Source organism: Streptomyces sp. NPDC048566, from assembly GCF_043199735.1.
GTDB lineage: Bacteria > Actinomycetota > Actinomycetes > Streptomycetales > Streptomycetaceae > Streptomyces.
Genome location: NZ_JBICWL010000013.1, coordinates 112,000 through 135,639 on the forward strand (window position 1 = coordinate 112,000; position 23,640 = coordinate 135,639).

Sequence of the window (23,640 nt, forward strand, 5' to 3'; positions counted from 1 at the left end):
CTTGCCCGGCAAGGAAAGGCAACGTAGCGTTTCTCCTGTCGGAAAGCGCAGGCCGTCGGGGTGCGCGACGCGCAGAAGGAGAGCACGATGCAGAAGTTCGCCACGTCCGCCCCCGTCTCGGCCGTCGTCGGCATCCCGGCGGGGCGCCTCCAGTTCATCGCCGCGGACCGCGCGGACGTCACCGTGGAGGTCCTGCCCGCGAACGCCGCCAAGAGCCGTGACGTGAAGGCCGCGGAGCAGGTCACCGTCGCGTTCGGCGACGGCGTGCTGCGCATCGAAGCGGCTCCGGCCGGGAACCGCCTCCTGGGCGGCGGGCCCGGCGCCGTCGAGATCACCGTCCAGCTCCCCGTCGGCTCCCGCGTCGAGGCGAGGGCCGCCGCCGCGGAGTTCCGAGGGGTCGGCCGCCTCGGCGACGTCGCCTGCGAGGGCGGTCATCGCCTGATCAAGATCGACGAGGCCGCCGGCGCCCGGCTGTCCGGCCACGACGCGGACATCACCGTCGGGCGGCTCAACGGCCCAGCGGAGATCAGCACCCAGCGGGGCCACGTCACCGTCACCGAGGCGGTCCGCGGCGCGCTCACCCTGAGCACGCTCCAGGGGGACATCACGGTCGGCGCCGCCCGCGGGACCTCCGCCTCCCTGGACGCCGCCACCGGCCACGGCCGGATCGCCAACGCGCTCAGGAACACGGACGGCACCCCCGGTCTGACCATTCGCGCGACGACCGCCCAGGGCGACATCACCGCCCGCAGCAACTGACCCGGCGACAGCACCGTCGAAGGAGCACGCCCCCCACCGGCCCGGCCGTCGCGGCGCGCGAGATGCGCACGTCCCGCGGTGGCGAGACCGTGCGCGACGGGATCGACCCGACGGTCCGGAAGCGGGCCGTCTCCTCTCTGCCGGACCGGCGCTCGTCCCGGGCCCGGTGCGACGCCGGCCCCGAGGAGGCCGTACGGCACGCCGATCGGGCCGCTCCTCCGCACGCGGGACCTCGCCGGGCACCGTCCGGGGCGTCCCGCGCGCGGGGGAGCGGCCCCGCTGCTCCGGCCGGGGAACCCGGGCGGAAGGTCCCCGGCGCGCCGATCCGGTGACCCCGCGCGCCGCCCCGTCCCGCGCACCAGGCGCGCAGTCAACGCTCGGCGGCCGTCCCGACGGCGGCCCACCCCGCCGGACGTGCGGGCCGGGTTCGGGCCGCCGTTCGTCGACTTTGCCCGCTCTTTACAACCCGCTCGCGTTCCGCCTCGTCTCTCCGCTCGATCCGCACCACAGTCCGCCCGTCCGCACGGACGGCGGACCGACGAAGGAGAGCGACTCATGCGAACCGTCATCAGTGCCACGGCAGTTGCCCTGACCGCCGTGGTGGCGAGCGCGGTGCCCGCGTTCGCCGACGGGCCGTCCCCGGTCCCCTCGACCCGGCCCACCGTCACCGCCACACCGGCACCGGCCGAGTCCTCGCCGGGCCGGACCGCCTCCGCCGTGCCGAGCGCCGAGCCCACCCGGGCGCCGGCCGCACGCCAGGTGCCCGTCCGGCCGAGCGGGGCGCCCGACACCGGAGTGGCGGAGCCCGCCGCGTCGACCGGCCGGGGCGGACTGATCGGGGGAGGCGCCGCCGCTGCGTTCGCCCTCGGGGGCGCGACGGTCCTCGTCGTGCGCCGGCGCCGGTCCGCCGGAGCATGACGGCCCTCTCCCGGCGCGCCTTCGCCGCCGCCGCGCTGGCCGGGCTCCTCGCGGGCTGCGACGGCGCCGCGGACCACCGGGCGCCGGCCGCCCATGCCACCGCCGGCGGCGCGGTCGACCTGCCGGGCGGCGCGACGCCGTCCGGCCCGCACGCCGCCGAGTCGCCCCGCGCGCTGGGCCGTTCGGTCCCCGTCGGCCTGCGCATCCCCGCCATCGGTGTCGACACGGCCGTCCTCGCACTGGGGCTGGCGCCCGACGGCGGGGTGCAGGTGCCGCCGGTCGTCGCCCACGACAAGGCGGGCTGGTACCGGCATTCGCCGACGCCGGGTCAGACCGGGCCGTCGGTGATCCTCGGCCATGTCACGGTCGGCGCCCACGGGGACGGAGTCTTCCGGCACCTCGCCCGGCTGCGCCGGGGGGACCGCGTCGACGTGCGCCTGGAGAACGGCCGCGCGCCGGTGTTCACGGTCGGCTCCGTACGGACCGTCGCCAAGACGGCGTTCCCCTCGGACGCGGTGTACGGGGACGTGGACCGGCCGGAGCTGCGGCTCATCACCTGCGGCGGCGCCCGGACCGGGGACGGCTACGCGGACAACGTGATCGTGTTCGCGACGCTCGGCTCCGGCGCCCCCTGACGCGGCCGCCGCGGAACGGCCGGGTCCCGCCGGGGCCCGGCCGGGACACCGGGCCGATGGACCGTGCGTCCACGGCCCGGTGTCCCGCCCCTCGTATTCCGTCACGACCATGGAGCGTGGTGAAAGGGTCCCGAGAGAAGGCGGCGTCGGAGCTGTTCGACGCCCTCTACCCGCGCCTGGCCGGCTGGTGCCGCCGTCTCGTCGACGACGACGGGACGGCCCACGAGATCGCCTCCGAGGCGTTCACCCGGCTCTGGGCGCGCTGGACGAGCGTGGCCGAACCCCGCGGCTTCCTCTACGTCACCGCGGCCAACCTCGTCCGGGACCACTGGCGCAAGCTGGAGCGCGAGCGGCGCGCCGTGCGCCGCGCGACCGCGGAGGCGGTCGTCGGCCCGCCCAACGAACAGGCCGACCCCTCGGTGCGGCTGCTCGTGCAGTCCCTGCCCGAACGGCTGCGCGTCCCGATCCTGCTCCACTACTACGCTGACATGCCGATCCGGGAGGTGTCCGTGCTGACCGGGCGCAAGGAAGGGACCGTCAAGGCCGATCTCCACGCGGCCCGCGAACTGCTCCGCGCGCACCTGAGGAGGAGCCTTGATCACACCGGCTGACGAAGGTCCCGACGTCGAGCCCGACGACCCGCTCGCCCTCGTCCTGCGGCCCCCCTCGGAGTTGCTCGGGCCGCCGGCCGGCCGCTACCGGGCCGTCCGCAGGGGCGCGGCCCGCCGCCGCCTGCTCCGGGCGGCGGGCGGGGTCGGGCTGGTGTGCGCCGTCGCCGCGCTCGTCGCGCTGCCGTTGCGGGCCGCGCAGCAGCACGACCCGGCCCCGCCGGCGGTCCCGCTGGCCCCGCCGCCCGCGAGCAGCCCGTCGACCGTGCCCGATCCGTCCGCCGGACAGCGCGGCGGCGCTCCGCGCCCCGGCGCGGGCGATCGCTCGGCGCGGCCCTCGGAGACCTCCGTCCCGAGCACCGCGCCCACCCGCGGCGGCACGGACCGCCCGTCCACCCGGGGCCGGACGCCGACCCCGACCCCGACCCCGACCCCGACGGCCGTCCGTGCCGAACCGTCGGCCGTTCGGACGGCCGGCGGCCCGACGCCCTCGGGCCCGGACCGGCGGTAGGCGTGCGCGCCCGGCGACGGCCGGGGAGTGGGCGCGAACGGGCGGGGTGGAAGGACGCCGGGGGCGGGGGAGGGAGGGCCGGGCGGGCCGTGGTGAGGCCGGGGCGCGCCCGGGACGCCGGCACGGGGGTGCGGGCGCACGGGTCCGTGACGGCCACCCATAAAGCGAGCCTTTGTATGCCCATAAGGCATGCTTATGAGGTCATAGCCCGGACCCGCCTACTGACTTAGGTTTGCCTTAGTTTAGGCTTCCCGTCGAGCCCCCTGCCTCTGCCCGAAGGGAACCTGATCATGCCTCGCCCTCTGCGGGTAGCCATTGTCGGAGCCGGCCCCGCCGGCATCTACGCCGCCGACGCGCTCCTGAAGTCCGCAGTGGCCGCCGAGCCCGGTGTGTCCATCGACCTGTTCGAGCGGATGCCGGCCCCGTTCGGCCTCATCCGCTACGGCGTCGCGCCGGACCACCCCCGGATCAAGGGCATCATCACGGCCCTGCACCAGGTGCTCGACAAGCCGCAGATCCGCCTCTTCGGCAACGTCGACTACCCGCGGGACGTCACCCTGGACGATCTGCGCGCCTTCTACGACGCGGTGATCTTCTCGACCGGCGCCACGGCCGACCGGTCCCTCGACATCCCCGGCGTCGACCTCGACGGCTCCTACGGCGCGGCCGACTTCGTCTCCTGGTACGACGGGCACCCGGACGTGCCGCGCACCTGGCCGCTCGACGCGGAGAAGGTCGCCGTCCTCGGCGTCGGCAACGTCGCGCTGGACGTGGCGCGCATCCTCGCCAAGACGGCCGAGGAACTGCTGCCCACCGAGATCCCGCCGAACGTGCACGAAGGGCTCGTGGCCAACAAGGCCCTGGAGGTCCACGTGTTCGGCCGGCGCGGCCCGGCCCAGGCGAAGTTCAGCCCGATGGAACTGCGCGAACTGGACCACTCGCCGAACATCGAGGTCGTCGTCGACCCCGAGGACATCGACTACGACGAGGGCTCGATCGCCACCCGGCGCGGCAACAAGCAGGCCGACATGGTCGCCAAGACCCTGGAGAACTGGGCGATCCGCGACACCGGCGACCGCCCGCACAAGCTGTTCCTGCACTTCTTCGAGTCGCCCTCCGAGATCCTCGGCGAGCGGGGCGAGGTCGTCGGCCTGCGCACCGAACGCACCGCGCTCGACGGCACCGGCAACGTCAAGGGCACCGGCGTCTTCAAGGACTGGGACGTCAGCGCGGTCTACCGCGCCGTCGGCTACCTGTCCGACAGCCTGCCCAAGCTGCCCTGGGACGTCGACTCCGGCACGGTCCCGGACGCGGCGGGCCGGGTGATCGAGGAGAACGGCGGCCACCTTCAGTCCACGTACGTCACGGGCTGGATCCGGCGCGGACCGATCGGCCTCATCGGCCACACCAAGGGCGACGCCAACGAGACGGTCGCGAGCCTCCTCGACGACCACGCCAACGGCCGCCTGCACGAACCGGCCTCGCCCGACCCGGCCGCCGTCGACGCCTTCCTCGGCGAGCGCGGGGTGCGCTTCACCACGTGGGACGGCTGGTACCGGCTGGACGCCGCGGAGAAGGCGCTCGGCGAGCCGCAGGGCCGCGAGCGCGTGAAGCTCGTCGAGCGCGAGGACATGCTCCGGGCCAGCGGCGCCTGAGGGCTCCCTCCCGGCACGGGGCGGCACCCGCGCGGCGGATCGCGGAAGCGGTTCCCGGGTACGGGTGCCGCGCCCGAGCGTCCCTGCGCGCGCGGTTCCCGGGTACGGGTGCCGCGCCCGAGCGTCCCTGCGCGCCCGCCCCGTTTCCGCCGGCCCCCGGGCGGCGCCCCGTTCCGAGAGGCCGGCGGTCCTCCGGGCGCCGGGCGCGCTCACCGGCCCGGGAGGCCGTCGAACGGCGGGGGGCGGCACGGGCGCCGCTCCCCGCCCTGCGGGTCAGCCGTCGCGCAGGGCGACGAGGGTGTCGACGCGGTTGGTCGTGACCGAGTCGACGCCCGCGGCGATCATCCGGCGCATGCTGCGACGGGTGTCCGGGGTCCACACCGACACCAGCAGGCCGTCCCGGTGGACGCGTGCCACCAGCTCGCGGTCCACCAGCCCGAAGCGGTAGTTGAGCCAGCGCGGGCGCACGGCTTCCAGCAGCGCCGCCCGCGGGGGCGCCAGCGTCGTGCGGGTCAGGGCGATCTCGGCGGCGGGATCGGCCGCCCGCACCGCGAGCATCGCGGCGGCGCCCGCGCAGTAGTACACCCGGTCCCGCGCCCCGCACGCGCCCACCACGTCCACCACCTCGCGGACGGTCCGCTCGTCCACCGGTCCCGGCAGATCGACCATCACCCGGCTGTCACCGGTCGCCCCGAGCGCCTCCGCCAGCGTCGGCACTCCGCCGCCGGTCAGCCCCTTCACCTCGTCGGAGGAGAGCGTCCGCAGCGGGCGGTCGTGCCCCCACAGCCGGGCGAGCGTGTCGTCGTGCAGCAGCACGGGCAGGCGGTCACGCGTCGGCCGGACGTCGATCTCCACGGCGTCCGCGCCCCGGTGGAGCGCGGAACGCAGCGAATCGATCGTGTTCTCACGGGCCCGGTAGGGGTCGCCGCGGTGGGCGACGGCGGTCAGGGTGCGCATGCGCCCATTGTGCTCGGTCAGAGAGCGAGCCAGGTCGAGGCGTACGTGTCGATCTCGGCCGCCAGCTTCGCCTTGGCCGGCTCGTCGAGGAACGACGCCTCCACCGCGTTGCGGGCGAGCGAGGCGACGCCCGTCTCGTCGAGGTCCAGCAGCCGGGCGGCGACCGCGTACTCGTTGTCGAGGTCGGTGCCGAACATCGGCGGGTCGTCGGAGTTGACGGTGACCTTCACTCCGGCGGCCACGAACTCCCTTATGGGGTGCTCGTCGAGGGTGCGGACCGCCCGGGTGGCGATGTTCGAGGTCGGGCAGACCTCCAGCGCGATCCCCCGCTCGGCCAGGTGGGCGAGCAGCTTCGGGTCCCGCGCGGAACTCGTGCCGTGGCCGATGCGCTCGGCGCCGAGGAAGGTCAGCGCGTCCCAGACCGTCTCCGGGCCCGTCGTCTCCCCGGCGTGCGGCACCGAGCGCAGGCCCGCCGCGATCGCGCGGTCGAAGTACGGCTTGAACTGCGGTCGCGGCACGCCGATCTCGGGACCGCCGAGCCCGAAGGACACCAGGCCCTCGGGCCGCAGCCGGTCGTCCGTCGCGAGCCGCACGGTCTCCTCGGCGGCCTCCAGACCGGCCTCGCCGGGAACGTCGAAGCACCAGCGCAGGACGACGCCCAGCTCCGCCTCGGCGGCCCGCCGCGCGTCCTCGATCGCCTCCATGAAGGCGCGTTCGTCGATCCCTCGCCGGGTGGAGGACCACGGGGTGATCGTCAGCTCGGCGTAGCGCACCTGCTGGCGGGCCATGTCGCGGGCGACCTCGTAGGTGAGCAGCCGAACGTCGTCCGGTGTGCGGATCAGGTCGACGACGGACAGGTACACCTGGATGAAGTGCGCGAAGTCCGTGAACGTGAAGTAGTCGGCCAGCGCCTCGGGGTCCGTCGGCACCATCGAGTCGGGGTGCCGGGCGGCGAGCGAGGAGACGATGCGCGGGGAGGCGGATCCGACGTGGTGGACGTGCAGTTCGGCCTTCGGCAGCCCGGCGATGAAGGCGTGCAGGTCGCGGGCGCCGCCGCCCGTGGTGATGTGCTCGGTCAAGGGGTTCCTCCCCGGAACGGCGTCCCCGGCGGTGCCGGAGGGGACGCGGGTGATCGGCTGATCGTCGACGCGAGGTCATCGTAGGCGGCGGCCCCGGGCGCCGGCGGCCCGGCCGGTACCGGACGGACGCTGCGCGCCGGCCGCGCCCGGGACCGGCCCGTCCGGTGCCGGGCGCTCCCGTACCGGTCGGCCTCGCGGCGGGCCGGCGCACGGCCGTCGTCCCGCGGAGATCCACCGGACACCCCCGGGCCGTAGCATGTCGGGACGCAGAAGAGAGGGGACTTCGCGCATGTCCGAGGACGCGAGGACGCCGGAGGCGTCGGGTACCGCCGCAGCGGGGGCACCGACGGACCGGGGGGACGGGTGGGCCGAGCCGGCCTCCCGCGAGCACGGCACACGGGCGGACGAGGCCGGGCGCTGGGTGGACGGGGCGACCGGAGAGGGACCGCAGTACGCGGCCGCCGGCGCGGACCGCGAGGCCGGTGAGCCGACCGGCCCGGTGGAGCGGACGCGTATCGACGCACCCCCGGCGGCCGGGACCCCGGCGGAGGGAGCCGGACCCGGCGGGCACGGCCCGCGTCCCGCCGGGGAAGCCGGACCCTTCGCCGCTCCGGTTCCGGGCGCCGGCGCGGGCCCCTTCGCCGCTCCCGTTCCGGGCGCGACCCGGGACGGTGCGGACTCCGCCCCGCGGGTCTCCCTCGGCAAGCCCGGCACCGACCGGCAGCCGGAGCCCAACCCCTGGGCGCCGCCCCAGGAGAACGGGGCGCCCGCCGACGCGCGCCGCGGCGGCGCCGCGCAGCCCCCCGCCCCCGGCATGCCGTACCCCGGCCCGGCCGGCCCGCCCGGCTCCGGCGGTCCTTCCTGGGACAACCCGTTCGCGGCTCCTGCGGCCCCCACGCCGTACCCGCAGCCGGGACCGGGCGAGTTCGTGCCGCCGCCCCCGATATCCCCCGACGGACCGGGACATCCGCCGTACGCCTACGGCTACCCGCAGTACCCCGGTCCCGGCCCGTCCGGTCACGGAGGCGTTCCGGGGTACGGATGGCCGATGGCGCCGCCCTCGCCGAGCAACGGCATGGGCACATCCGCCCTCGTCCTCGGCATCATCGCCTCGGTGCTGTTCTGCGCCTGGCCGCTGGCGATCGTGCTCGGCATCCTGGCGGTGGTCTTCGGAGTGATCGGCCGGCGGAAGGCGCGGCGGGGCGAGGCCACCAACCCGGGCCAGGCCCTCGCCGGGATCATCTGCGGTTCGGTCGGCATCGTGCTCGGCGCGGCGCTGATGGTCGTCATCATCCTCGTCCCCGACGACTTCGGCGACGAGGACTCCGACACCTACGACGGGTTCTCCACGTCGCTGGTGACGCAGCAGCGCTGAACCCGGCGCCGGGTCAGGCGCTCGTCCGGTGCCCTCCCCCGGCGGGCGGCGCCGCGGCGGGCGCCTCGCCCGCCGCGTCGTGGCCGGCCGGGGCCACGCCGCCCTTGCCTCCGGGGTGGCGCAGGGCGACGAAGTAGCCGATGCCGAGCGCGATGGCCATGCCGTAGAAGACCCACTGGTTGGCCTCGGCGAAGTCCATCCGCACACTCGACATCGCGTCGCGCGCGGCGGTGGCGGCGGTTCCGCTGCCGGTGGGCGTGCGCGCGTCGCCGTTGCCGGTGACCGCCTGGGCGATGTCCTCGGCCACCCCGTGCGCGGTGCCCGACGGAACGCCCCGGGACGTCAGCGTCGACACGACGTTCTCGGTCGTCCGGTGGGTCAGCAGGGTGCCGAGAACGGCGAGGCCGATGCTCGCGGCGTAGTTGCGCACGGTCTGCGTGATGCCGGTGACCTCGCCGTAGGAGGCTCCGATGGCGCGGTTCACGGCGTCCGTCGAGGCGGGCGCCAGGAGGAAGCCGATGCCCGCGCCCGCGAGGGCGACGTAGGGCCACTGGTCGTGCATCGACAGATCGGTCAGCTTGCTCGCCCAGAGAGCGAACCCGACCGCGCCCAGAGCGGTGCCGATCCTCATGGCGGGCCGGGCCCCCCGCTTGTCGAGGATGCGGCCGCCCCACTGGGAGGCGATCGCGAAGCCGGCGAAGAAGTACAGCAGGTACAGCGCCGCCTGGTTGGGGGAGGCGCTCAGCGAGACCTGGGCGTACACCGAGGCGAAGAAGAACACCGGGACGAAGGCCAGCATGGCGAAGAACAGCACCAGCGCGTCCACGGTGAACGCCCGGTCCCGGAACACCGCGAGGTTGACCAGAGGGTGCCGCCGGTCCCGTTCGAAACGCCAGAACGCGACCAGCACCGCCAGACCGCCCGCGATGCACCCCCATGTCGCCGCGCTGCCCCAGCCCCAGGTGGCCGCCTGCTGGAAACCCAGCACGCTCAGCCCCATCCCGACCGCCACCAGGACGGCTCCGGTGACGTCCAGCGACTCCTCGCGCCGCCGGTCGGCGATGCGGGCCGTCGCCGTCAGGGCGAGGGCGACGATCGCGACGGGCACGTTCACCCAGAAGATCGACCGCCAGGTCCAGGCCGTGAGCCAGCCGCCCAGCAGCGGGCCGACGGCCGTCAGCGCCCCGGAGAGCCCGAAGAACAGGGCGAGGGCCCGGCCCCGCCGCTGCACCGGGAAGACGGCCACCACCACGGCCAGGGCGGCCGGGAACAGCAGGGCCGCCCCGAACCCCTGGGTCGCCCGGAAGATGATCAGCCAGCTCTGGGCGAAGTCCCCGCGGGGCACGCAGCCGCACAGCACGGAGGAGATCACGAAGACGAGGGTCCCGACGACCACCACCCGGCGTGGCCCGAAGAGGTCCGCCAGACGGCCGCCGAGGGCGAAGAAGGCCGCCAGCGACAGCAGATAGGCGTTCACCACCCACTGCATGCCCGACGCGGTCAGCCCCAGTTCGCTGACGATGTCCGGGGCCGCGATGGAGACGATCGTCTGGTCGATGAACGTCATCGACACGGCGAACAGCATGGCCGCGAGGGCCAGGGTCTGGTTCGAAGTACCGGGCGCCGATGCAGCGGCCGCGCCCCGCGCCGCCTGAGTGCCACTCACCCGATCAAGTCTGGGGCGCTCCCCGGACCGGCGCATCCCGGGCCGATCACCCGGCCCCGGACCGGCTCCGCCGCCGTGGCCCGTGCTCCCTCCGGTGCGCGGGCGACGTGGTCCCGCAGGCCCGGGCCGGTCCGCGGTGCCCGGAGGTGCGCCGGACGCCTCCACCGGACGGATCGCGTCCGCCTCGCCGCCGCCCTACCGCAGCCGCTCCCGTGCCTCCATCAGCGCGAAGCCCAGCAAATTCCCGCCGCGCCAGCGTGCGGGGTCGAAGGCGCCCTCGTCGGTCGCCGCGAGGCCGATGCCCCAGACCCGGTCGAGCGGGCTGGCCTCCACGAGGACCCGGTCGCCCGTCCCCAGCAGAAACGCCCTCAGGTCGGGGTGCGCGGCGAACTTGTGGACGCTGCCCTCGACCACGACGCCGAACCGCTCGCGCTCCCACACGGCCTCCTCGAAGCCGCGCACCAGCCGGCCTGCCCGCTTGGCGAGCGCGGGGTTCGCCGCGTCCACCGCCAGCCGCTCGGCCTCGGCGTCCCCGAACAGCCGCGCCTTGCGGGCCATCATCCAGTGCTCCGCCGTCGCGTAGGTCACTCCCTCGGACACGAAGGGTGACGGCCACCACTGGCTGAGGCAGCTCGGCCCGACCCGTCCGTCCGCCCGCGGGCGGTGCCCCCAGAAGTGCAGGTACCTCACCCGGGTGCCCGATCCCACCGCGCTGACCAGTGCTTCCCGCGTGCCGATCCTCGTCATGCACGCCACTGTGGCACGCACCACGGACATTCCGTCCCGCCTTTTCCATCGGGACTCGACACCTGGTCGAAGGATTCCGTCGCGTAACCAAAAGGCAACAACGGAATCACTTGTTGGAGTGCCTTAGCTCTGTCAGGATCGGCACTCAAATCGAGCTGGAGCTACGCCGACCCCCGTTCCGACGGGACGGCGGCGGAGGAGAGCGACATGCACAGTCCGGGCCATCGCTTCCAGGCGCAGGACCGCCTCGCCGGCGGAGCGCAGTACATCGCGGGCCGCCTGACCCAGGGCACGTCCGGCCGCACCCACGCGGTCGTCGACCCCGCCACCGGCGACGCGGTGTACACCTACGAACTGGCGGGCACCGCCGACGTGGACGCGGCCGTCGCCGCCGCCCGCGCGGCCTTCCCCGGCTGGTCGGGCGCCACGCCCGGGGAGCGCTCCGACGCGCTGCACCGCTTCGCCGCCGTGCTCGCCGAACGCGCCGAGGAGTTCGCCCAGGCCGAGTCGCTGCAGTGCGGCAAGCCGCTGAAGCTGACCCGGGAGTTCGACGTGCCGGGCACCGTCGACAACACGGCGTTCTTCGCGGGAGCCGCCCGCCACCTCCAGGGGCAGTCGGCCGGCGAGTACTCCGGTGACCACACCTCGTACGTACGCCGCGAGCCCATCGGGGTCGTCGGTTCCATCGCGCCCTGGAACTACCCGCTCCAGATGGCCGCCTGGAAGATCCTCCCGGCGATCGCCGCCGGCAACACGATCGTCCTGAAGCCGGCCGAGACGACCCCGTTCACCTCCCTGCTGTTCGCGGAGGCGGCCACCGCGGCGGGCATCCCGGACGGCGTGATCAACATCGTCACGGGCCTCGGCCGGGAGGCGGGCGAACACCTCGTCGGGCACCCCGACGTGGCGATGACCTCGTTCACCGGTTCGACCGCCGTCGGCAAGCGCGTCGCGGAGATCGCCACCTCCACCGTCAAGCGCCTGCACCTGGAACTCGGCGGCAAGGCGCCCTTCCTGGTCTTCGACGACGCCGACCTGGAGGCCGCCGTCCAGGGCGCGGTCGCCGGCTCGCTCATCAACACCGGCCAGGACTGCACGGCCGCCACCCGCGCGTACGTGCAACGCCCCCTGTACGACGCGTTCGTGGAGCGGACGGGCGCGCTGATGGCGAGCGTCCGGGTGGGCGACCCCTTCGCGCCCGACACCGACCTCGGTCCGCTGATCTCGCACGCCCAGCGCGACCGCGTCGCCGGGTTCGTCGACCGCGCCCGCGCCTCCGCGCGCGTGGTCACCGGCGGCGAGGCCCCGCAGGGCGACCTCAAGAGCGGCGCGTACTACGCGCCCACGCTCGTCGCCGACGCCGCGCAGGACAGCGAGATCGTGCAGGCCGAGATCTTCGGCCCCGTCCTCGTCGTGCTGCCCTTCGACACCGACGACGAGGGCATCGCGCTCGCCAACGACACCCCGTACGGACTGGCCGCCTCCGCCTGGAGCCGCGACGTCTACCGGGCGAACCGCGCGACCCGCGAGATCAAGGCGGGCTGCGTCTGGGTCAACGACCACATTCCGATCATCAGCGAGATGCCGCACGGCGGATACAAGGCGTCCGGCTTCGGTAAGGACATGTCCGCCTACTCCTTCGAGGAGTACACGCAGGTCAAGCACGTCATGTTCGACAACACCGCGGTTGCCGAGAAGGACTGGCACCGCACGGTCTTCGGGGACCGGCCGTAGCCGACCGACCGGCTGCGACCCATGGCAGACAGGCCGACGACCACGGCCGCGACGTTTCCGAAAGGGCACCAGAGTATGGAGCAGTACCAGCCCGAACGCATGTCCCCGGCCCAACTGGCGGCACTGCGGCGCAGCTTTAGCAACGGCCGGGCCTCGCTCAGTCGCCGGTCGCTGCTGCGCGCCTCCGCCGGCGGGGCGCTCGCGGTCGGCGGCCTCGGGGCGCTGAGCGCCTGCGGCATCCCGGCCGCGGGCACGACGCAGGGCGGGGTGTCGTCCGAGGACCACTCGGCCAAGGAGAAGAGCGTCAACTTCTCCAACTGGACCGAGTACATGGACGTCGACGACAGCGAGAAGCACCACCCGACGCTCGACGCGTTCACCCGGCGGACCGGCATCAAGGTCAAGTACACCGAGGACATCAACGACAACGTCGAGTTCTTCGGCAAGATCAAGCCGCAGCTCGCGGCGGGCCAGGACACCGGCCGCGACATCATCGTCGTCACCGACTGGCTGGCCGCCCGGCTCATCCGGTTCGGCTGGGTGCAGAAGCTCGACGCGGCGAACCTCCCGCACGCGTACACCAACCTCTCCGCCCAGTTCCGCAACCCCGACTGGGACCCCGGACGGGCCTACTCCTATCCCTGGCAGGGCATCTCGACCGTCATCGCCTACAACAAGAAGGCGCTCGACGGGATCGAGGTCGGGTCGGTCTCGGACCTGCTCGACAACCCCAAGCTCAAGGGGCGCGTCGGCTTCCTCTCGGAGATGCGCGACAGCGTGGGCATGACCCTGCTGGACATGGGCAAGGACCCCGCGAACTTCACCGACGACGACTTCGACGCGGCGATCGCCCGCCTCCAGAAAGCCGTCGACAAGGGCCAGATACGCCGCTTCACCGGCAACGACTACACCGCCGACCTCACCAAGGGCGACCTCGCGGCCTGCGTGGCCTGGGCCGGGGACGTCGTCCAGCTCAAGGCGGACAGCCCGCACGTCGACTTCGTCATCCCCGACAGCGGATACATGACGTCGACCGACAACCTGCTGATCCCCAACAAGGCACGGCACAAGACGAACGCGGAACGGCTCATCGACTACTACTACGAGCCCCAGCCCGCCGCGGAACTCGCCGCCTACATCAACTACGTGTGCCCGGTCGACGGGGTGAAGCCCTACCTCGCCAAGATCGACGAGGAGGCGGCGAACAACCCGCTGATCATTCCCGACAAGGCCATGGCCGCCAAGTCACACCCCTTCCGCTCGCTGAGCCAGAAGGAAGAGACGGCCTACGAAGAGAAGTTCGCGAAGCTCACAGGGGCGTGACCACGATGACGAATGACAACAGCGGCGACGTCCGCCTCTCCGGGATCAGCAAGACGTACGGCTCCTTCACGGCCGTGCACCCCCTCGACCTGACCGTGCCGCAGGGCTCGTTCTTCGCGCTGCTCGGCGCGTCCGGCTGCGGCAAGACCACCACCCTGCGGATGATCGCCGGCCTGGAGGAGCCCTCCTCGGGCACCGTCATGCTCGGGGACCAGGACGTGACGCACCTGCCGCCCTACAAGCGCCCGGTGAACACGGTCTTCCAGTCCTACGCCCTCTTCCCGCACCTCGACATCTTCGAGAACGTCGCCTTCGGCCTGCGCCGGCGCGGCATCAAGTCGGTGAAGAAGCAGGTCGAGGAGATGCTCGACCTCGTCCAGCTCGGCGAGCAGGCGCGCAAGAAGCCGCACCAGCTCTCCGGCGGCCAGCAGCAGCGGGTCGCCGTGGCCCGCGCGCTGATCAACCACCCCAAGGTGCTCCTGCTCGACGAGCCGCTCGGCGCCCTCGACCTCAAGCTGCGCCGGCAGATGCAGCTGGAGCTCAAGCGCATCCAGACCGAGGTGGGCATCACCTTCGTCCACGTCACGCACGACCAGGAGGAGGCCATGACCATGGCCGACACCGTCGCCGTGATGAACGCGGGCCGGGTCGAGCAGCTCGGCGCCCCCGCCGACCTCTACGAGAACCCCGACACCACCTTCGTCGCCAACTTCCTCGGTACCTCCAACCTCATCGAGGCCGAGGTCGACTCCCGGAGCGGCGACGAGATCGTCCTGCGCGCGGGCGGCGGCAAACTGGTGCTCCCCGGAGCGCGCTGCTCCGCGGACACCGCCACCGGCGGCAAGCTCCTCGTCGGGGTGCGTCCGGAGAAGATCTCCCTCACCCACGCCGACGACGCGGGCGAGATACCCGCCGGCCGCAACCGCATCACCGGCAAGATCGCCGACTCCAGCTTCATCGGCGTGTCCACGCAGTACGTCATCGACAGCGCGGTCTGCCCGGAGTTCGAGGTCTACGCCCAGAACATCGACCGGGACCCCCGGCTCGTCCCGGGCGCGGACGTCGTCCTGCACTGGAGCCCGGCGCACACCTTCGGTCTCGACGCCGCGCAGAACATCGACGCCGGTGTCGACGCGGGTGAGGAGGAGGCCGCCTGATGGCCACCGTCACCGAGGCTCCGGCGCCGCCCCTCGCGCCGCGACCCGACCGGAAACCGCCGCGCAGGCGCGGCCGGCTCGTCCCGTACTGGCTGCTGCTGCCCGGCCTGCTGTGGCTGGTCGTGTTCTTCGCGCTGCCGCTCGTCTACCAGGCGTCCACCTCGGTGCAGACGGGTTCGCTGGAGGACGGCTTCCGGGTCACCTGGCACTTCCAGACGTACTGGGACGCGCTCGCCGACTACTGGCCGCAGTTCCTGCGCTCGGTGCTCTACGCCGGTGCCGCGACCATCCTGTGCCTGGTGCTCGGCTATCCGCTCGCGTACCTGATCGCCTTCCGGGCGGGACGCTGGCGCAACCTGATCATGATCCTGGTGATCGCGCCGTTCTTCACCAGTTTCCTGATCCGCACGCTCGCCTGGAAGACGATCCTCGCGGACGGCGGGCCGGTCGTCGGCGCCCTGAACTCGCTGCACGTCCTGGACGTCACCAGCTGGCTCGGCTTCACCTCCGGGGACCGCGTGCTCGCGACACCCCTGGCGGTGGTCTGCGGCCTCACCTACAACTTCCTGCCCTTCATGATCCTGCCGCTCTACACCTCGCTGGAGCGGATCGACGGACGGCTCCACGAGGCGGCCGGCGACCTCTACGCACGGCCCGTCACCACCTTCCGCAAGGTGACGTTCCCGCTGTCGATGCCCGGCGTCGTCTCCGGAACCCTGCTGACGTTCATCCCCGCCAGCGGCGACTACGTGAACGCCGACCTGCTCGGCTCCACGGACACCCGCATGGTCGGCAACGTCATCCAGACGCAGTTCCTGCGGATCCTCGACTATCCGACGGCCGCGGCGCTCTCCTTCATCCTCATGGCCGCGATCCTCATCATGGTCACCCTCTACATCCGCAAGTCCGGGACGGAGGATCTGGTCTAAATGGCCTTCGTGAACTGGCTCAAGCGCCATCTCGTCGTCATCGCGGGACTGCTGACGCTCGGATACCTGCTGCTGCCCAACATCGTCGTGACGGTGTTCTCCTTCAACAAGCCGAAGGGGCGCTTCAACTACCAGTGGCAGCACTTCTCGACGGACGCGTGGCGTGATCCGTGCGGGGTCGCGGACATGTGCGGCTCGCTCTCGCTCAGCCTCCAGCTCGCCGTCTGGGCGACGATCGGCGCCACCGTCCTCGGCACGATGATCGCCTTCGCCCTGGTCCGCTACCGCTTCCGCGCGCGCGGCGCGGTGAACTCGCTGATCTTCCTGCCGATGGCGATGCCCGAGGTGGTGATGGCCGCCTCGCTGCTCACCCTGTTCCTCAACATGGGCGCTCAGCTCGGCTTCTGGACGATCCTCATCGCCCACATCATGTTCTGCCTCAGCTTCGTGGTCACCGCCGTCAAGGCCCGCGTGATGTCGATGGACCCGCGCCTCGAACAGGCCGCGCAGGACCTCTACGCCGGTCCCGCGCAGACCTTCCTGCGCGTGACGCTGCCCATCGCCGCCCCCGGTATCGCCGCGGGAGCGCTGCTCGCCTTCGCGCTCTCCTTCGACGACTTCATCATCACCAATTTCAACGCGGGTTCCACCGTCACCTTCCCCATGTTCGTCTGGGGGTCGGCGCAGCGCGGAACGCCCGTCCAGATCAACGTCATCGGTACGGCCATGTTCCTCGTCGCCGTCCTCCTCGTCCTGTCCGGCATGGTCGTCGGCAACCGTCGCAACAAGCAGAAGGCATGACGCGGCACAACGCCGTGAAACCCTCGTAGGGAGTTGGAAATCATGGCCCCAGGCGCCATGAACCGCGGTAACCGGTGGGCGGCGTCGCTCGCGGACGTCCGGCCCGTCTCGTACTGGCTGGACGATCCCGGCAGGCCCCGGCCCGAGCCCGCGCTCACCGGCTCCGACACGTGCGATCTGCTCGTCGTCGGCGGCGGCTACAGCGGGCTCTGGACCGCGCTGATCGCCAAGGAGCGCGATCCCGCCCGGGACGTCGTCCTCGTCGAGGGCCGTGAGGTGGGCTGGGCCGCCTCTGGCCGCAACGGCGGCTTCTGCGCCGCCTCCCTCACCCACGGTCTGTCCAACGGACTCACCCGCTGGCCGGACGAGATCCGCAGGCTGGAGGAGCTGGGCGCCCGCAACCTCGACGCGATCGAGGATGCCGTCGCCCGCCACTCCATCGACTGCGACTTCGAGCGCACCGGTGAGATCGACGTCGCGACCGAGCCGTACCAGGCGGAGGAACTGCGCGACTGGCACCGGGAACTGGAGCGCGAGGGCCTCGGCGGGGGCATCGAGTTCCTGGACACCGAGGCCGTCCGGGACCAGGTCGCCTCGCCGACCTTCCTGGCCGGCCTGTACGACCGCCGGGGCGTCGCGATGCTGAACCCGGCGAAGCTGGCCTGGGGACTCAAGCGCGCCTGTCTGCGCCTCGGGGTCCGGGTGTACGAGAACACGCCGGCCCTCGACCTGAAGCCGTCCGGCGCCGGCATGTCCGTCCGCACCCCCTACGGCGCGATCGGCGCCCGCCGGGTCGCCCTCGGCACGAACATCTTCCCGAACCTGGTCAAGCGCGTCCGCTCGTACACCGTCCCGGTCTACGACTACGCGCTGATGACCGAGCCCCTCACCGGCGACCAGCTCGCCTCCATCGGCTGGAAGAACCGGCAGGGACTCGGCGACTCGGCCAACCAGTTCCACTACTTCCGGCTGTCCGCCGACAACCGCATCCTGTGGGGCGGCTATGACGCGGTCTACCCGTACGGCGGGCGGGTGCGCGCCGAGTACGACGACCGGCCCGAGACGTACGCGAAGCTCGCCGGGCACTTCTTCACCTGCTTCCCGCAGCTGGAGGGCGTCCGCTTCTCGCACGCCTGGGGCGGCGCGATCGACACCTGCTCGCGCTTCTCGGCGTTCTTCGGCACCGCCCACCGGGGCAGGGTCGCCTACGCGGCGGGCTACACCGGCCTCGGAGTGGGCGCCACCCGGTTCGGAGCCGAGGTGATGCTCGACCTGCTGGCGGGGGAGCGCACCGAGCGCACCGAGCTGGAGATGGTCCGCAGGAAGCCGCTGCCGTTCCCGCCCGAGCCCTTCGCGTGGACCGGCATCGCCCTCACCAAGTGGTCGCTGGCCCGCGCCGACAGCCACGGCGGCCGGCGCAACCTGTGGCTGAAGACCATGGACCGGCTGGGTCTCGGCTTCGACAGCTGACGGCACACGGCCACGCCCCCCGCTCCCCGGGCGTACGCCCGGGGAGCGGGTGTGACCCTGTTCACCCCAACGGGTGGACGCAACCCGCGTAATGACCGCCCCGGACCTCCCTCTCCCCCTGCGACGCGACTCCGCGTCGTCTGCGAGAGGGAGGTTCCGTCATGACAGGGCCCAAGACGGCGGTCGAGTGGCTGGTGTCCGTGGCTCCGGACCCCGGGGCCTGCCGGTGGGAGTGGGAACGCAACCCCCAGGGGATCGCGCTGCTCCCGGCGGGCCGGGCCTGGGACGTACTCATCCTGCCCGCCGCGCTCGGTTATCCGACGCTCGACGTGCTGAGCCGGGTCATCGACCGGCCGGGTCCGGTGCTCGTCGACTTCGGTGACGCCCGGATGGGCTTCTTCGTGCCCGCGGGCACCGCCGCCCGGTGGCTCGGCACGGGGGTGCGCACCGCGGGGGCCGGCACCTGGATCGTGGTGCCGTATCCGGGCCGGGTGACCGGCGGGGTCCGCTGGCTGGTGCAGCCCGACGGGTCGGGCAACCTCACCGATCCGGTGCTGCTCGAACTGGCCATGCACGAGGCCGCGGCGGGCCTCGCCGGCAACGAGGGCCGGTAGCAGCGCCGCGCGCGTGGCATCGACGGTGAAGTCCCGTGCGTGCACGGGGTCTTGACAACGGAATTGGTCTGGACCAAGTTGGGCGCGCTCCCCCTCTCCTTCCCCTCGTGCCCGGAGGCAGCAGTGGACCGCGCCCTACGCAGCAGACCGTCCGACCCCCGTCGAAGGATTCTCGCCGCCTGCACGGCCGCCGCGCTGGCGGTGCCGGGACTGACCGCGCTCGCGTCGCCCGCCCGCGCCGCCGACGCGGACCTGGCGAGGAACGGCGGCTTCGAGTCGGGCCTCAGCGGCTGGACCTGCACCGCCGCGAGCACCGTCGGAACCCCGGTGCACAGCGGGAGTTCGGCGCTGAAGGCGACCCCGGCCGGCAGCGACTACGCGCAGTGCTCGCAGACCGTGACCGTGAAATCGGACGCGCAGTACACCCTCTCCGGATTCGTCCGGGGCGCCTACGTCTACCTCGGCGCGAGCGGCACCGGCACGACCGACGTCAACACCTGGACCCAGTCCGCCGCGGACTGGCAGCAGTTGAGCACCACCTTCCGCACCGGCGCCGCCACCACCAAGGTGACGATCTACACGCACGGCTGGTACGGCACCGGCACCTACTACGCCGACGACCTGTCGCTGACCGGCCCCGGCGTTGACGCCGGACAGCCGCCCGCCGTGCCCACCGGCCTGCGGACCGGAACGGTCACCTCCTCGTCCGTCGGCCTGTCCTGGACGGCGGTGCCCGGCGCGACCGGCTACGCCGTCTACCGCGACGGGGCGAAGGTCCAGGCGGCCACCGCAACCTCGGCGACCGTGAGCGGCCTGACGGCGTCCACCGCGTACTCCTTCCAGGTCACCGCGACGAACGACGCCGGCGAGTCGGCGAAGTCGGCGACCGTCACCGCGACCACCACGGCGGGCTCCGGCGGGGGTGGCGGAGGCTCCTCCGACCTGCCCGCGCACGCCCTCGTCGGGTATCTCCACGCGAGCTTCGCCAACGGCGCCGGCTACACACGCATGGCCGACGTGCCGGACAGCTGGGACGTCGTCGACCTGGCCTTCGGCGAGCCGACGTCCGCCACCTCGGGCGACATCCGCTTCAACCGCTGCCCGGTCACCGAGTGCCCCACGGTCGAGAGCGACGCCGACTTCAAGGCGGCGATCAAGGCCAAACAGGCGGCCGGCAAGAAGGTGCTGATCTCGATCGGCGGCCAGAACGGCCAGGTCCAGCTCACCACCACGGCCGCCCGCGACACCTTCGTCTCCTCCGTCTCGAAGATCATCGACACCTACGGCCTCGACGGCCTGGACATCGACTTCGAGGGCCACTCGCTGTCCCTCGACGCGAGCGACACCGACTTCAAGCACCCGACCACGCCCGTCGTGGTCAACCTGATCTCGGCCCTGAAGACCCTGAAGGCGAAGTACGGCGCGAAGTTCGTCCTGAGCATGGCCCCGGAGACCTTCTTCGTTCAGCTCGGCTACCAGTACTACGGCACCGGCAAGTGGGGCGGCCAGGACCCGCGCGCCGGCGCCTACCTGCCGGTCATCCACGCACTCCGCGACGACCTGACCCTGCTGCACGTCCAGGACTACAACTCCGGGTCGATCATGGGTCTCGACAACCAGTACCACTCCATGGGCGGCGCCGACTTCCACATCGCGATGACCGACATGCTGCTCACGGGCTTCCCGGTCGCCGGTGACGCCGGCAACGTCTTCCCGCCGCTGCGGCCCGACCAGATAGCCATCGGCATGCCGGCCACCACGAACGCCGGCAACGGCTACGTGGCCCCGGCCGAGGTCACCAAGACCCTCGACTGCCTCACCAGGAAGACCAACTGCGGCTCGTACACCCCGCACGGCACCTGGCCGTCGCTGCGCGGCCTGATGACGTGGTCGATCAACTGGGACCGCTTCGGCGGCTGGGAGTTCTCCCGGAACTTCGACGGCTACTTCGGCTGAGGCGGCCACGGCCACTGCTGCGGCCGTGGCTACGGCTGCGACGGAGAGCGGCCGTTCGTCCGGTCGAGGAACAGCCACAGGGCGTAGAGCGGCACCGTGCAGAGGCACCAACTCGCCACGACGTCCAGTGGCCAGTGGTAGCCGCGCAGGAGCAGACCGGTGGCGACCGCCGCGTTCAGGATCGCGCAGGCGATCACCAGGGCGCGGCGGGCGCCGGTCGTGCGGAGCCAGGGGAGGAGGAGCAGGGCCGCCGCGCCGTAGGCGACGGCGGCCGTGGCCGTGTGGCCGGAGGGGTAGTAGCCGTTGCCGGGTCCCATGACCGGGGGGCCCGACCGGGCGATCAGTTCCTTCAGGGGCACGACGACCGCCGGGACGAGGGCCATCAGGACCGCGGCCGCCGTGGACGGGAGCCACCACCGGTGGACACGTGCGCGGCGGGCGCGGAACGCCGCGTACATCAGGGCGGCGGCCAGGACGGGCACGGCGACCGTGACGTTGCCGAGGTCGGCGAGGAGTTCCCAGACGCGGGACGGGTGGACCAGTGCGCCGCTGAGGCGCTCGTCCGCGCGGGCGAGCGGGCCGTGGGCCGTGACCTGCCAGGTGATCAGTGCGAAGAGGAGGGCCGGGAGGCCGGGAAGGAGGGTCGGCCGCCCCGGAACAGGGGGGGTGGTTCCGAGGGGGCCGACCGGACCGGAACGCCGCGCGCCCCGGGGGGTTTGGGGCGGGCGACCGTCCGATCGGTGAGGAGCACCGGAGCCGGAGGCCCCGGGTGTGTGCGCGAGGGCACGACCAGGGCGAAGCTGGGGAAGCGACGACCCGGAGTCGCCCACAGTCCCCTGTGGGCGGGGTGTATCTCTCATCCGGGTAGAACCTACGGCAGCGTGTCCTGCTCCGACAGGCGCAACGGCGTCCCGCCATGTACCTCGCACACGTTCTTCACACGCCCGCACCCGCGGCGCCGCGGGTGCCGGAGGAGGCCGGAACCCGCCCGTGAGCGGTGTCCCGCCGGCCGGCGCCGCGGCGTGCGGTGCGTCAGACGGCGGAGAAGGCCTGCTCGATGATGTCGAGGCCCTCGTTCAGCAGGTCCTCGCCGATGACCAGCGGCGGCAGGAAGCGGAGGACGTTGCCGTAGGTGCCGCAGGTGAGGACCAGCAGGCCCTGCTGGTGGCAGGCCTTGGCCAGCGCGGCCGTCGCCTCCGGGTTCGGCTCCTTGGTGGCGACGTCCTTGACCAGCTCGATGGCGATCATGGCGCCGCGTCCGCGGATGTCGCCGATGATGTCGAACTTCTCCGCCATGGCGGAGAGGCGGGCCTTCATGACCGCCTCGATGTTCTTCGCCCTGGCGTTGAGGTCGAGTTCCTTCATCGTCTCGATCGCACCGAGCGCGCCGGCGCAGGCCACCGGGTTGCCGCCGTAGGTGCCGCCGAGGCCGCCGGAGTGCGCGGCGTCCATGATCTCGGCGCGGCCGGTGACGGCGGCCAGCGGCAGGCCGCCCGCGATGCCCTTGGCGGTCGTGATCAGGTCCGGGACGACGCCCTCGTCCTCGCAGGCGAACCACTGGCCGGTGCGGCAGAAGCCCGACTGGATCTCGTCCGCGACGAAGACGATGCCGTTGTCCTTGGCGAACCGGCTGAGGGCGGGCAGGAAGCCCTTCGCCGGCTCGATGAAGCCGCCCTCGCCGAGCACCGGCTCGATGATGATCGCGGCGACGTTGTCGGCCCCGATCTGCTTGTTGATCATGTCGATGGCCTGCGCGGACGCCTCGGCGCCGGCGTTCTCCGGGCCGGTCGGCCAGCGGTAGCCGTAGGCCACCGGCACGCGGTAGACCTCGGGCGCGAACGGGCCGAAGCCGTTCTTGTACGGCATGTTCTTGGCCGTCAGCGCCATCGTGAGGTTCGTCCGGCCGTGGTAGCCGTGGTCGAACACGACGACGGCCTGGCGCCTGGTGTACGCGCGGGCGATCTTGACGGCGTTCTCGACGGCCTCGGCACCCGAGTTGAACAGCGCGGACTTCTTGGCGTGGTCGCCGGGGGTCAGCTCGGCCAGCGCCTCCGCAACGGCGACGTAGCCCTCGTACGGGGTGACCATGAAGCAGGTGTGGGTGAAGTCCTGGAGCTGGGCGGAGGCCCGGCGCACCACGGCCTCGGCGCTCGCGCCGACCGACGTCACGGCGATCCCGGAGCCGAAGTCGATGAGGCGGTTGCCGTCGACGTCCTCGATGATGCCGCCGCCGGCGCGCGCGGTGAAGACGGGGAGCACCGAACCCACGCCGGCCGCGACCGCCGCGGTGCGTCGGGCCTGCAGTTCCTGCGACTTCGGGCCGGGGATGGCGGTGACGACGCGGCGCTCCTGCGGAAGTGCGGTCATGAGGGGCTCCCTGAGATCGTGCAGACGGGGGTTCGGCTGTGGGCGGCGGAGACGGTGGGTCCCATCGGCTGCCCCGGCGGACGCTGGTCCTGCTTCGTGGTCCTGCTGTTCCTTCTTTCTTCGCAGGCTAGGGCCGAGGACGGAGGGTCGGCATGCTCCATGTGGGCGTTGTCGGGCGATTCGGTTGTCCGCGGTGGACATAGGCCCCCGAAGGAGTGGCCGGGCGGCGGCGCGAGGGGAGGACCGCCGCCACCGCGGGAAGGGGACGGGAAGGCAGCGGCGCGGGCGCGGCGCCCGCGGTGACCGCGCCGGGCGGCCGACCCGGCCGCGTAAACGGTGAACTCGCCCCGCAGGGGCACTAGATTGACCCGCGGACGAC

Annotated in this window: 21 protein-coding genes; 15 read left to right on the plus strand and 6 right to left on the minus strand. The window is 72.7% G+C overall.

Translation table 11 applies throughout. The features are described 5' to 3' along the window. The first annotated feature begins 87 nt into the window (after positions 1 to 87). From ACGFS9_RS20805 to ACGFS9_RS20830, 6 genes are all read left to right on the plus strand, one after another. Positions 88 to 759 carry a hypothetical protein gene (locus tag ACGFS9_RS20805; protein WP_393255061.1) on the plus strand — a complete coding sequence of 224 codons (672 nt, stop codon included), beginning with the start codon at positions 88 to 90 and terminating at the stop codon, positions 757 to 759. 555 nt (positions 760 to 1,314) lie between these two features. Beyond that, a complete protein-coding gene (locus tag ACGFS9_RS20810) occupies positions 1,315 to 1,677 on the plus strand; it encodes a sortase-dependent protein (RefSeq protein WP_393255062.1) in 363 nt (120 codons plus the stop codon). Further along, on the plus strand, positions 1,674 to 2,312 hold the full coding sequence (locus ACGFS9_RS20815; RefSeq protein ID WP_393255063.1) for a class F sortase: 639 nt from the start codon (positions 1,674 to 1,676) through the stop codon (positions 2,310 to 2,312). The genes ACGFS9_RS20810 and ACGFS9_RS20815 overlap by 4 nt, the downstream gene beginning before the upstream one ends. Positions 2,313 to 2,431: 119 nt before the next feature. After that, positions 2,432 to 2,923, plus strand: coding sequence for an RNA polymerase sigma factor (locus ACGFS9_RS20820; protein WP_393255065.1), 492 nt, complete (start codon positions 2,432 to 2,434; stop codon positions 2,921 to 2,923). Further along, complete coding sequence (locus tag ACGFS9_RS20825) at positions 2,907 to 3,431, plus strand: hypothetical protein (RefSeq protein ID WP_393255066.1); 525 nt, start codon at positions 2,907 to 2,909, stop codon at positions 3,429 to 3,431. The genes ACGFS9_RS20820 and ACGFS9_RS20825 overlap by 17 nt, the downstream gene beginning before the upstream one ends. 290 nt (positions 3,432 to 3,721) lie before the next feature. Beyond that, complete coding sequence (locus ACGFS9_RS20830) at positions 3,722 to 5,086, plus strand: FAD-dependent oxidoreductase (protein WP_393255067.1); 1,365 nt, start codon at positions 3,722 to 3,724, stop codon at positions 5,084 to 5,086. A gap of 273 nt (positions 5,087 to 5,359) precedes the next feature. On the opposite strand, the gene ACGFS9_RS20835 is transcribed toward ACGFS9_RS20830, so the two are convergent. Continuing rightward, positions 5,360 to 6,043 (minus strand): glycerophosphodiester phosphodiesterase, encoded by a 684-nt coding sequence (locus ACGFS9_RS20835; RefSeq protein WP_393255068.1) that lies wholly within the window; start codon positions 6,041 to 6,043, stop codon positions 5,360 to 5,362. Between the two features lie 17 nt (positions 6,044 to 6,060). Beyond that, entirely contained in the window at positions 6,061 to 7,176 is a 1,116-nt protein-coding gene (locus ACGFS9_RS20840; RefSeq protein ID WP_393255142.1) for an adenosine deaminase, read from the minus strand. 235 nt (positions 7,177 to 7,411) lie between these two features. Between ACGFS9_RS20840 and ACGFS9_RS20845 the strand changes: the two genes are divergently transcribed. Continuing rightward, a complete protein-coding gene (locus ACGFS9_RS20845; RefSeq protein WP_393255070.1) occupies positions 7,412 to 8,497 on the plus strand; it encodes a DUF4190 domain-containing protein in 1,086 nt (361 codons plus the stop codon). A 13-nt stretch (positions 8,498 to 8,510) separates the two neighbouring features. Here ACGFS9_RS20845 and ACGFS9_RS20850 read toward each other — a convergent pair whose 3' ends face one another. Next, the gene (locus ACGFS9_RS20850; protein ID WP_393255144.1) at positions 8,511 to 10,082 is read right to left on the minus strand and encodes an MFS transporter; all 1,572 of its coding nucleotides are present in this window, start codon (positions 10,080 to 10,082) and stop codon (positions 8,511 to 8,513) included. 276 nt (positions 10,083 to 10,358) lie between these two features. Beyond that, on the minus strand, positions 10,359 to 10,910 hold the full coding sequence (locus tag ACGFS9_RS20855; RefSeq protein WP_393255072.1) for an NADAR family protein: 552 nt from the start codon (positions 10,908 to 10,910) through the stop codon (positions 10,359 to 10,361). Between the two features lie 207 nt (positions 10,911 to 11,117). Between ACGFS9_RS20855 and ACGFS9_RS20860 the strand changes: the two genes are divergently transcribed. The 8 genes from ACGFS9_RS20860 (at position 11,118) to ACGFS9_RS20895 (ending at position 20,894) form a co-directional block, all read left to right on the plus strand. Beyond that, positions 11,118 to 12,644, plus strand: coding sequence for a gamma-aminobutyraldehyde dehydrogenase (locus tag ACGFS9_RS20860; protein WP_393255074.1), 1,527 nt, complete (start codon positions 11,118 to 11,120; stop codon positions 12,642 to 12,644). Positions 12,645 to 12,719: 75 nt separating this feature from the next. Continuing rightward, positions 12,720 to 13,967 carry a spermidine/putrescine ABC transporter substrate-binding protein gene (locus ACGFS9_RS20865; protein ID WP_393255075.1) on the plus strand — a complete coding sequence of 416 codons (1,248 nt, stop codon included), beginning with the start codon at positions 12,720 to 12,722 and terminating at the stop codon, positions 13,965 to 13,967. Next, the gene (locus ACGFS9_RS20870; protein WP_393255077.1) at positions 13,964 to 15,124 is read left to right on the plus strand and encodes an ABC transporter ATP-binding protein; all 1,161 of its coding nucleotides are present in this window, start codon (positions 13,964 to 13,966) and stop codon (positions 15,122 to 15,124) included. Before ACGFS9_RS20865 ends, ACGFS9_RS20870 begins: the two co-directional genes overlap by 4 nt. After that, a complete protein-coding gene (locus ACGFS9_RS20875; RefSeq protein ID WP_393255078.1) occupies positions 15,124 to 16,053 on the plus strand; it encodes an ABC transporter permease in 930 nt (309 codons plus the stop codon). The genes ACGFS9_RS20870 and ACGFS9_RS20875 overlap by 1 nt, the downstream gene beginning before the upstream one ends. Then, positions 16,054 to 16,854 (plus strand): ABC transporter permease, encoded by an 801-nt coding sequence (locus tag ACGFS9_RS20880; protein WP_393255079.1) that lies wholly within the window; start codon positions 16,054 to 16,056, stop codon positions 16,852 to 16,854. Between the two features lie 42 nt (positions 16,855 to 16,896). Next, a complete protein-coding gene (locus ACGFS9_RS20885) occupies positions 16,897 to 18,324 on the plus strand; it encodes an NAD(P)/FAD-dependent oxidoreductase (RefSeq protein WP_393255080.1) in 1,428 nt (475 codons plus the stop codon). 161 nt (positions 18,325 to 18,485) lie between these two features. Continuing rightward, positions 18,486 to 18,938, plus strand: a complete 453-nt coding sequence (locus ACGFS9_RS20890) for a hypothetical protein (RefSeq protein ID WP_393255081.1) — start codon at positions 18,486 to 18,488, stop codon at positions 18,936 to 18,938. Between the two features lie 123 nt (positions 18,939 to 19,061). Further along, on the plus strand, positions 19,062 to 20,894 hold the full coding sequence (locus ACGFS9_RS20895) for a chitinase (RefSeq protein WP_393255145.1): 1,833 nt from the start codon (positions 19,062 to 19,064) through the stop codon (positions 20,892 to 20,894). 29 nt (positions 20,895 to 20,923) lie between these two features. Here the strand turns inward: ACGFS9_RS20895 and ACGFS9_RS20900 are convergent, their stop codons facing one another. Further along, the gene (locus ACGFS9_RS20900; RefSeq protein ID WP_393255082.1) at positions 20,924 to 21,754 is read right to left on the minus strand and encodes a phosphatase PAP2 family protein; all 831 of its coding nucleotides are present in this window, start codon (positions 21,752 to 21,754) and stop codon (positions 20,924 to 20,926) included. A 172-nt stretch (positions 21,755 to 21,926) separates the two neighbouring features. Then, positions 21,927 to 23,261 (minus strand): 4-aminobutyrate--2-oxoglutarate transaminase, encoded by a 1,335-nt coding sequence (gene gabT / locus ACGFS9_RS20905; protein ID WP_393255084.1) that lies wholly within the window; start codon positions 23,259 to 23,261, stop codon positions 21,927 to 21,929. Positions 23,262 to 23,640: the final 379 nt, after the last annotated feature.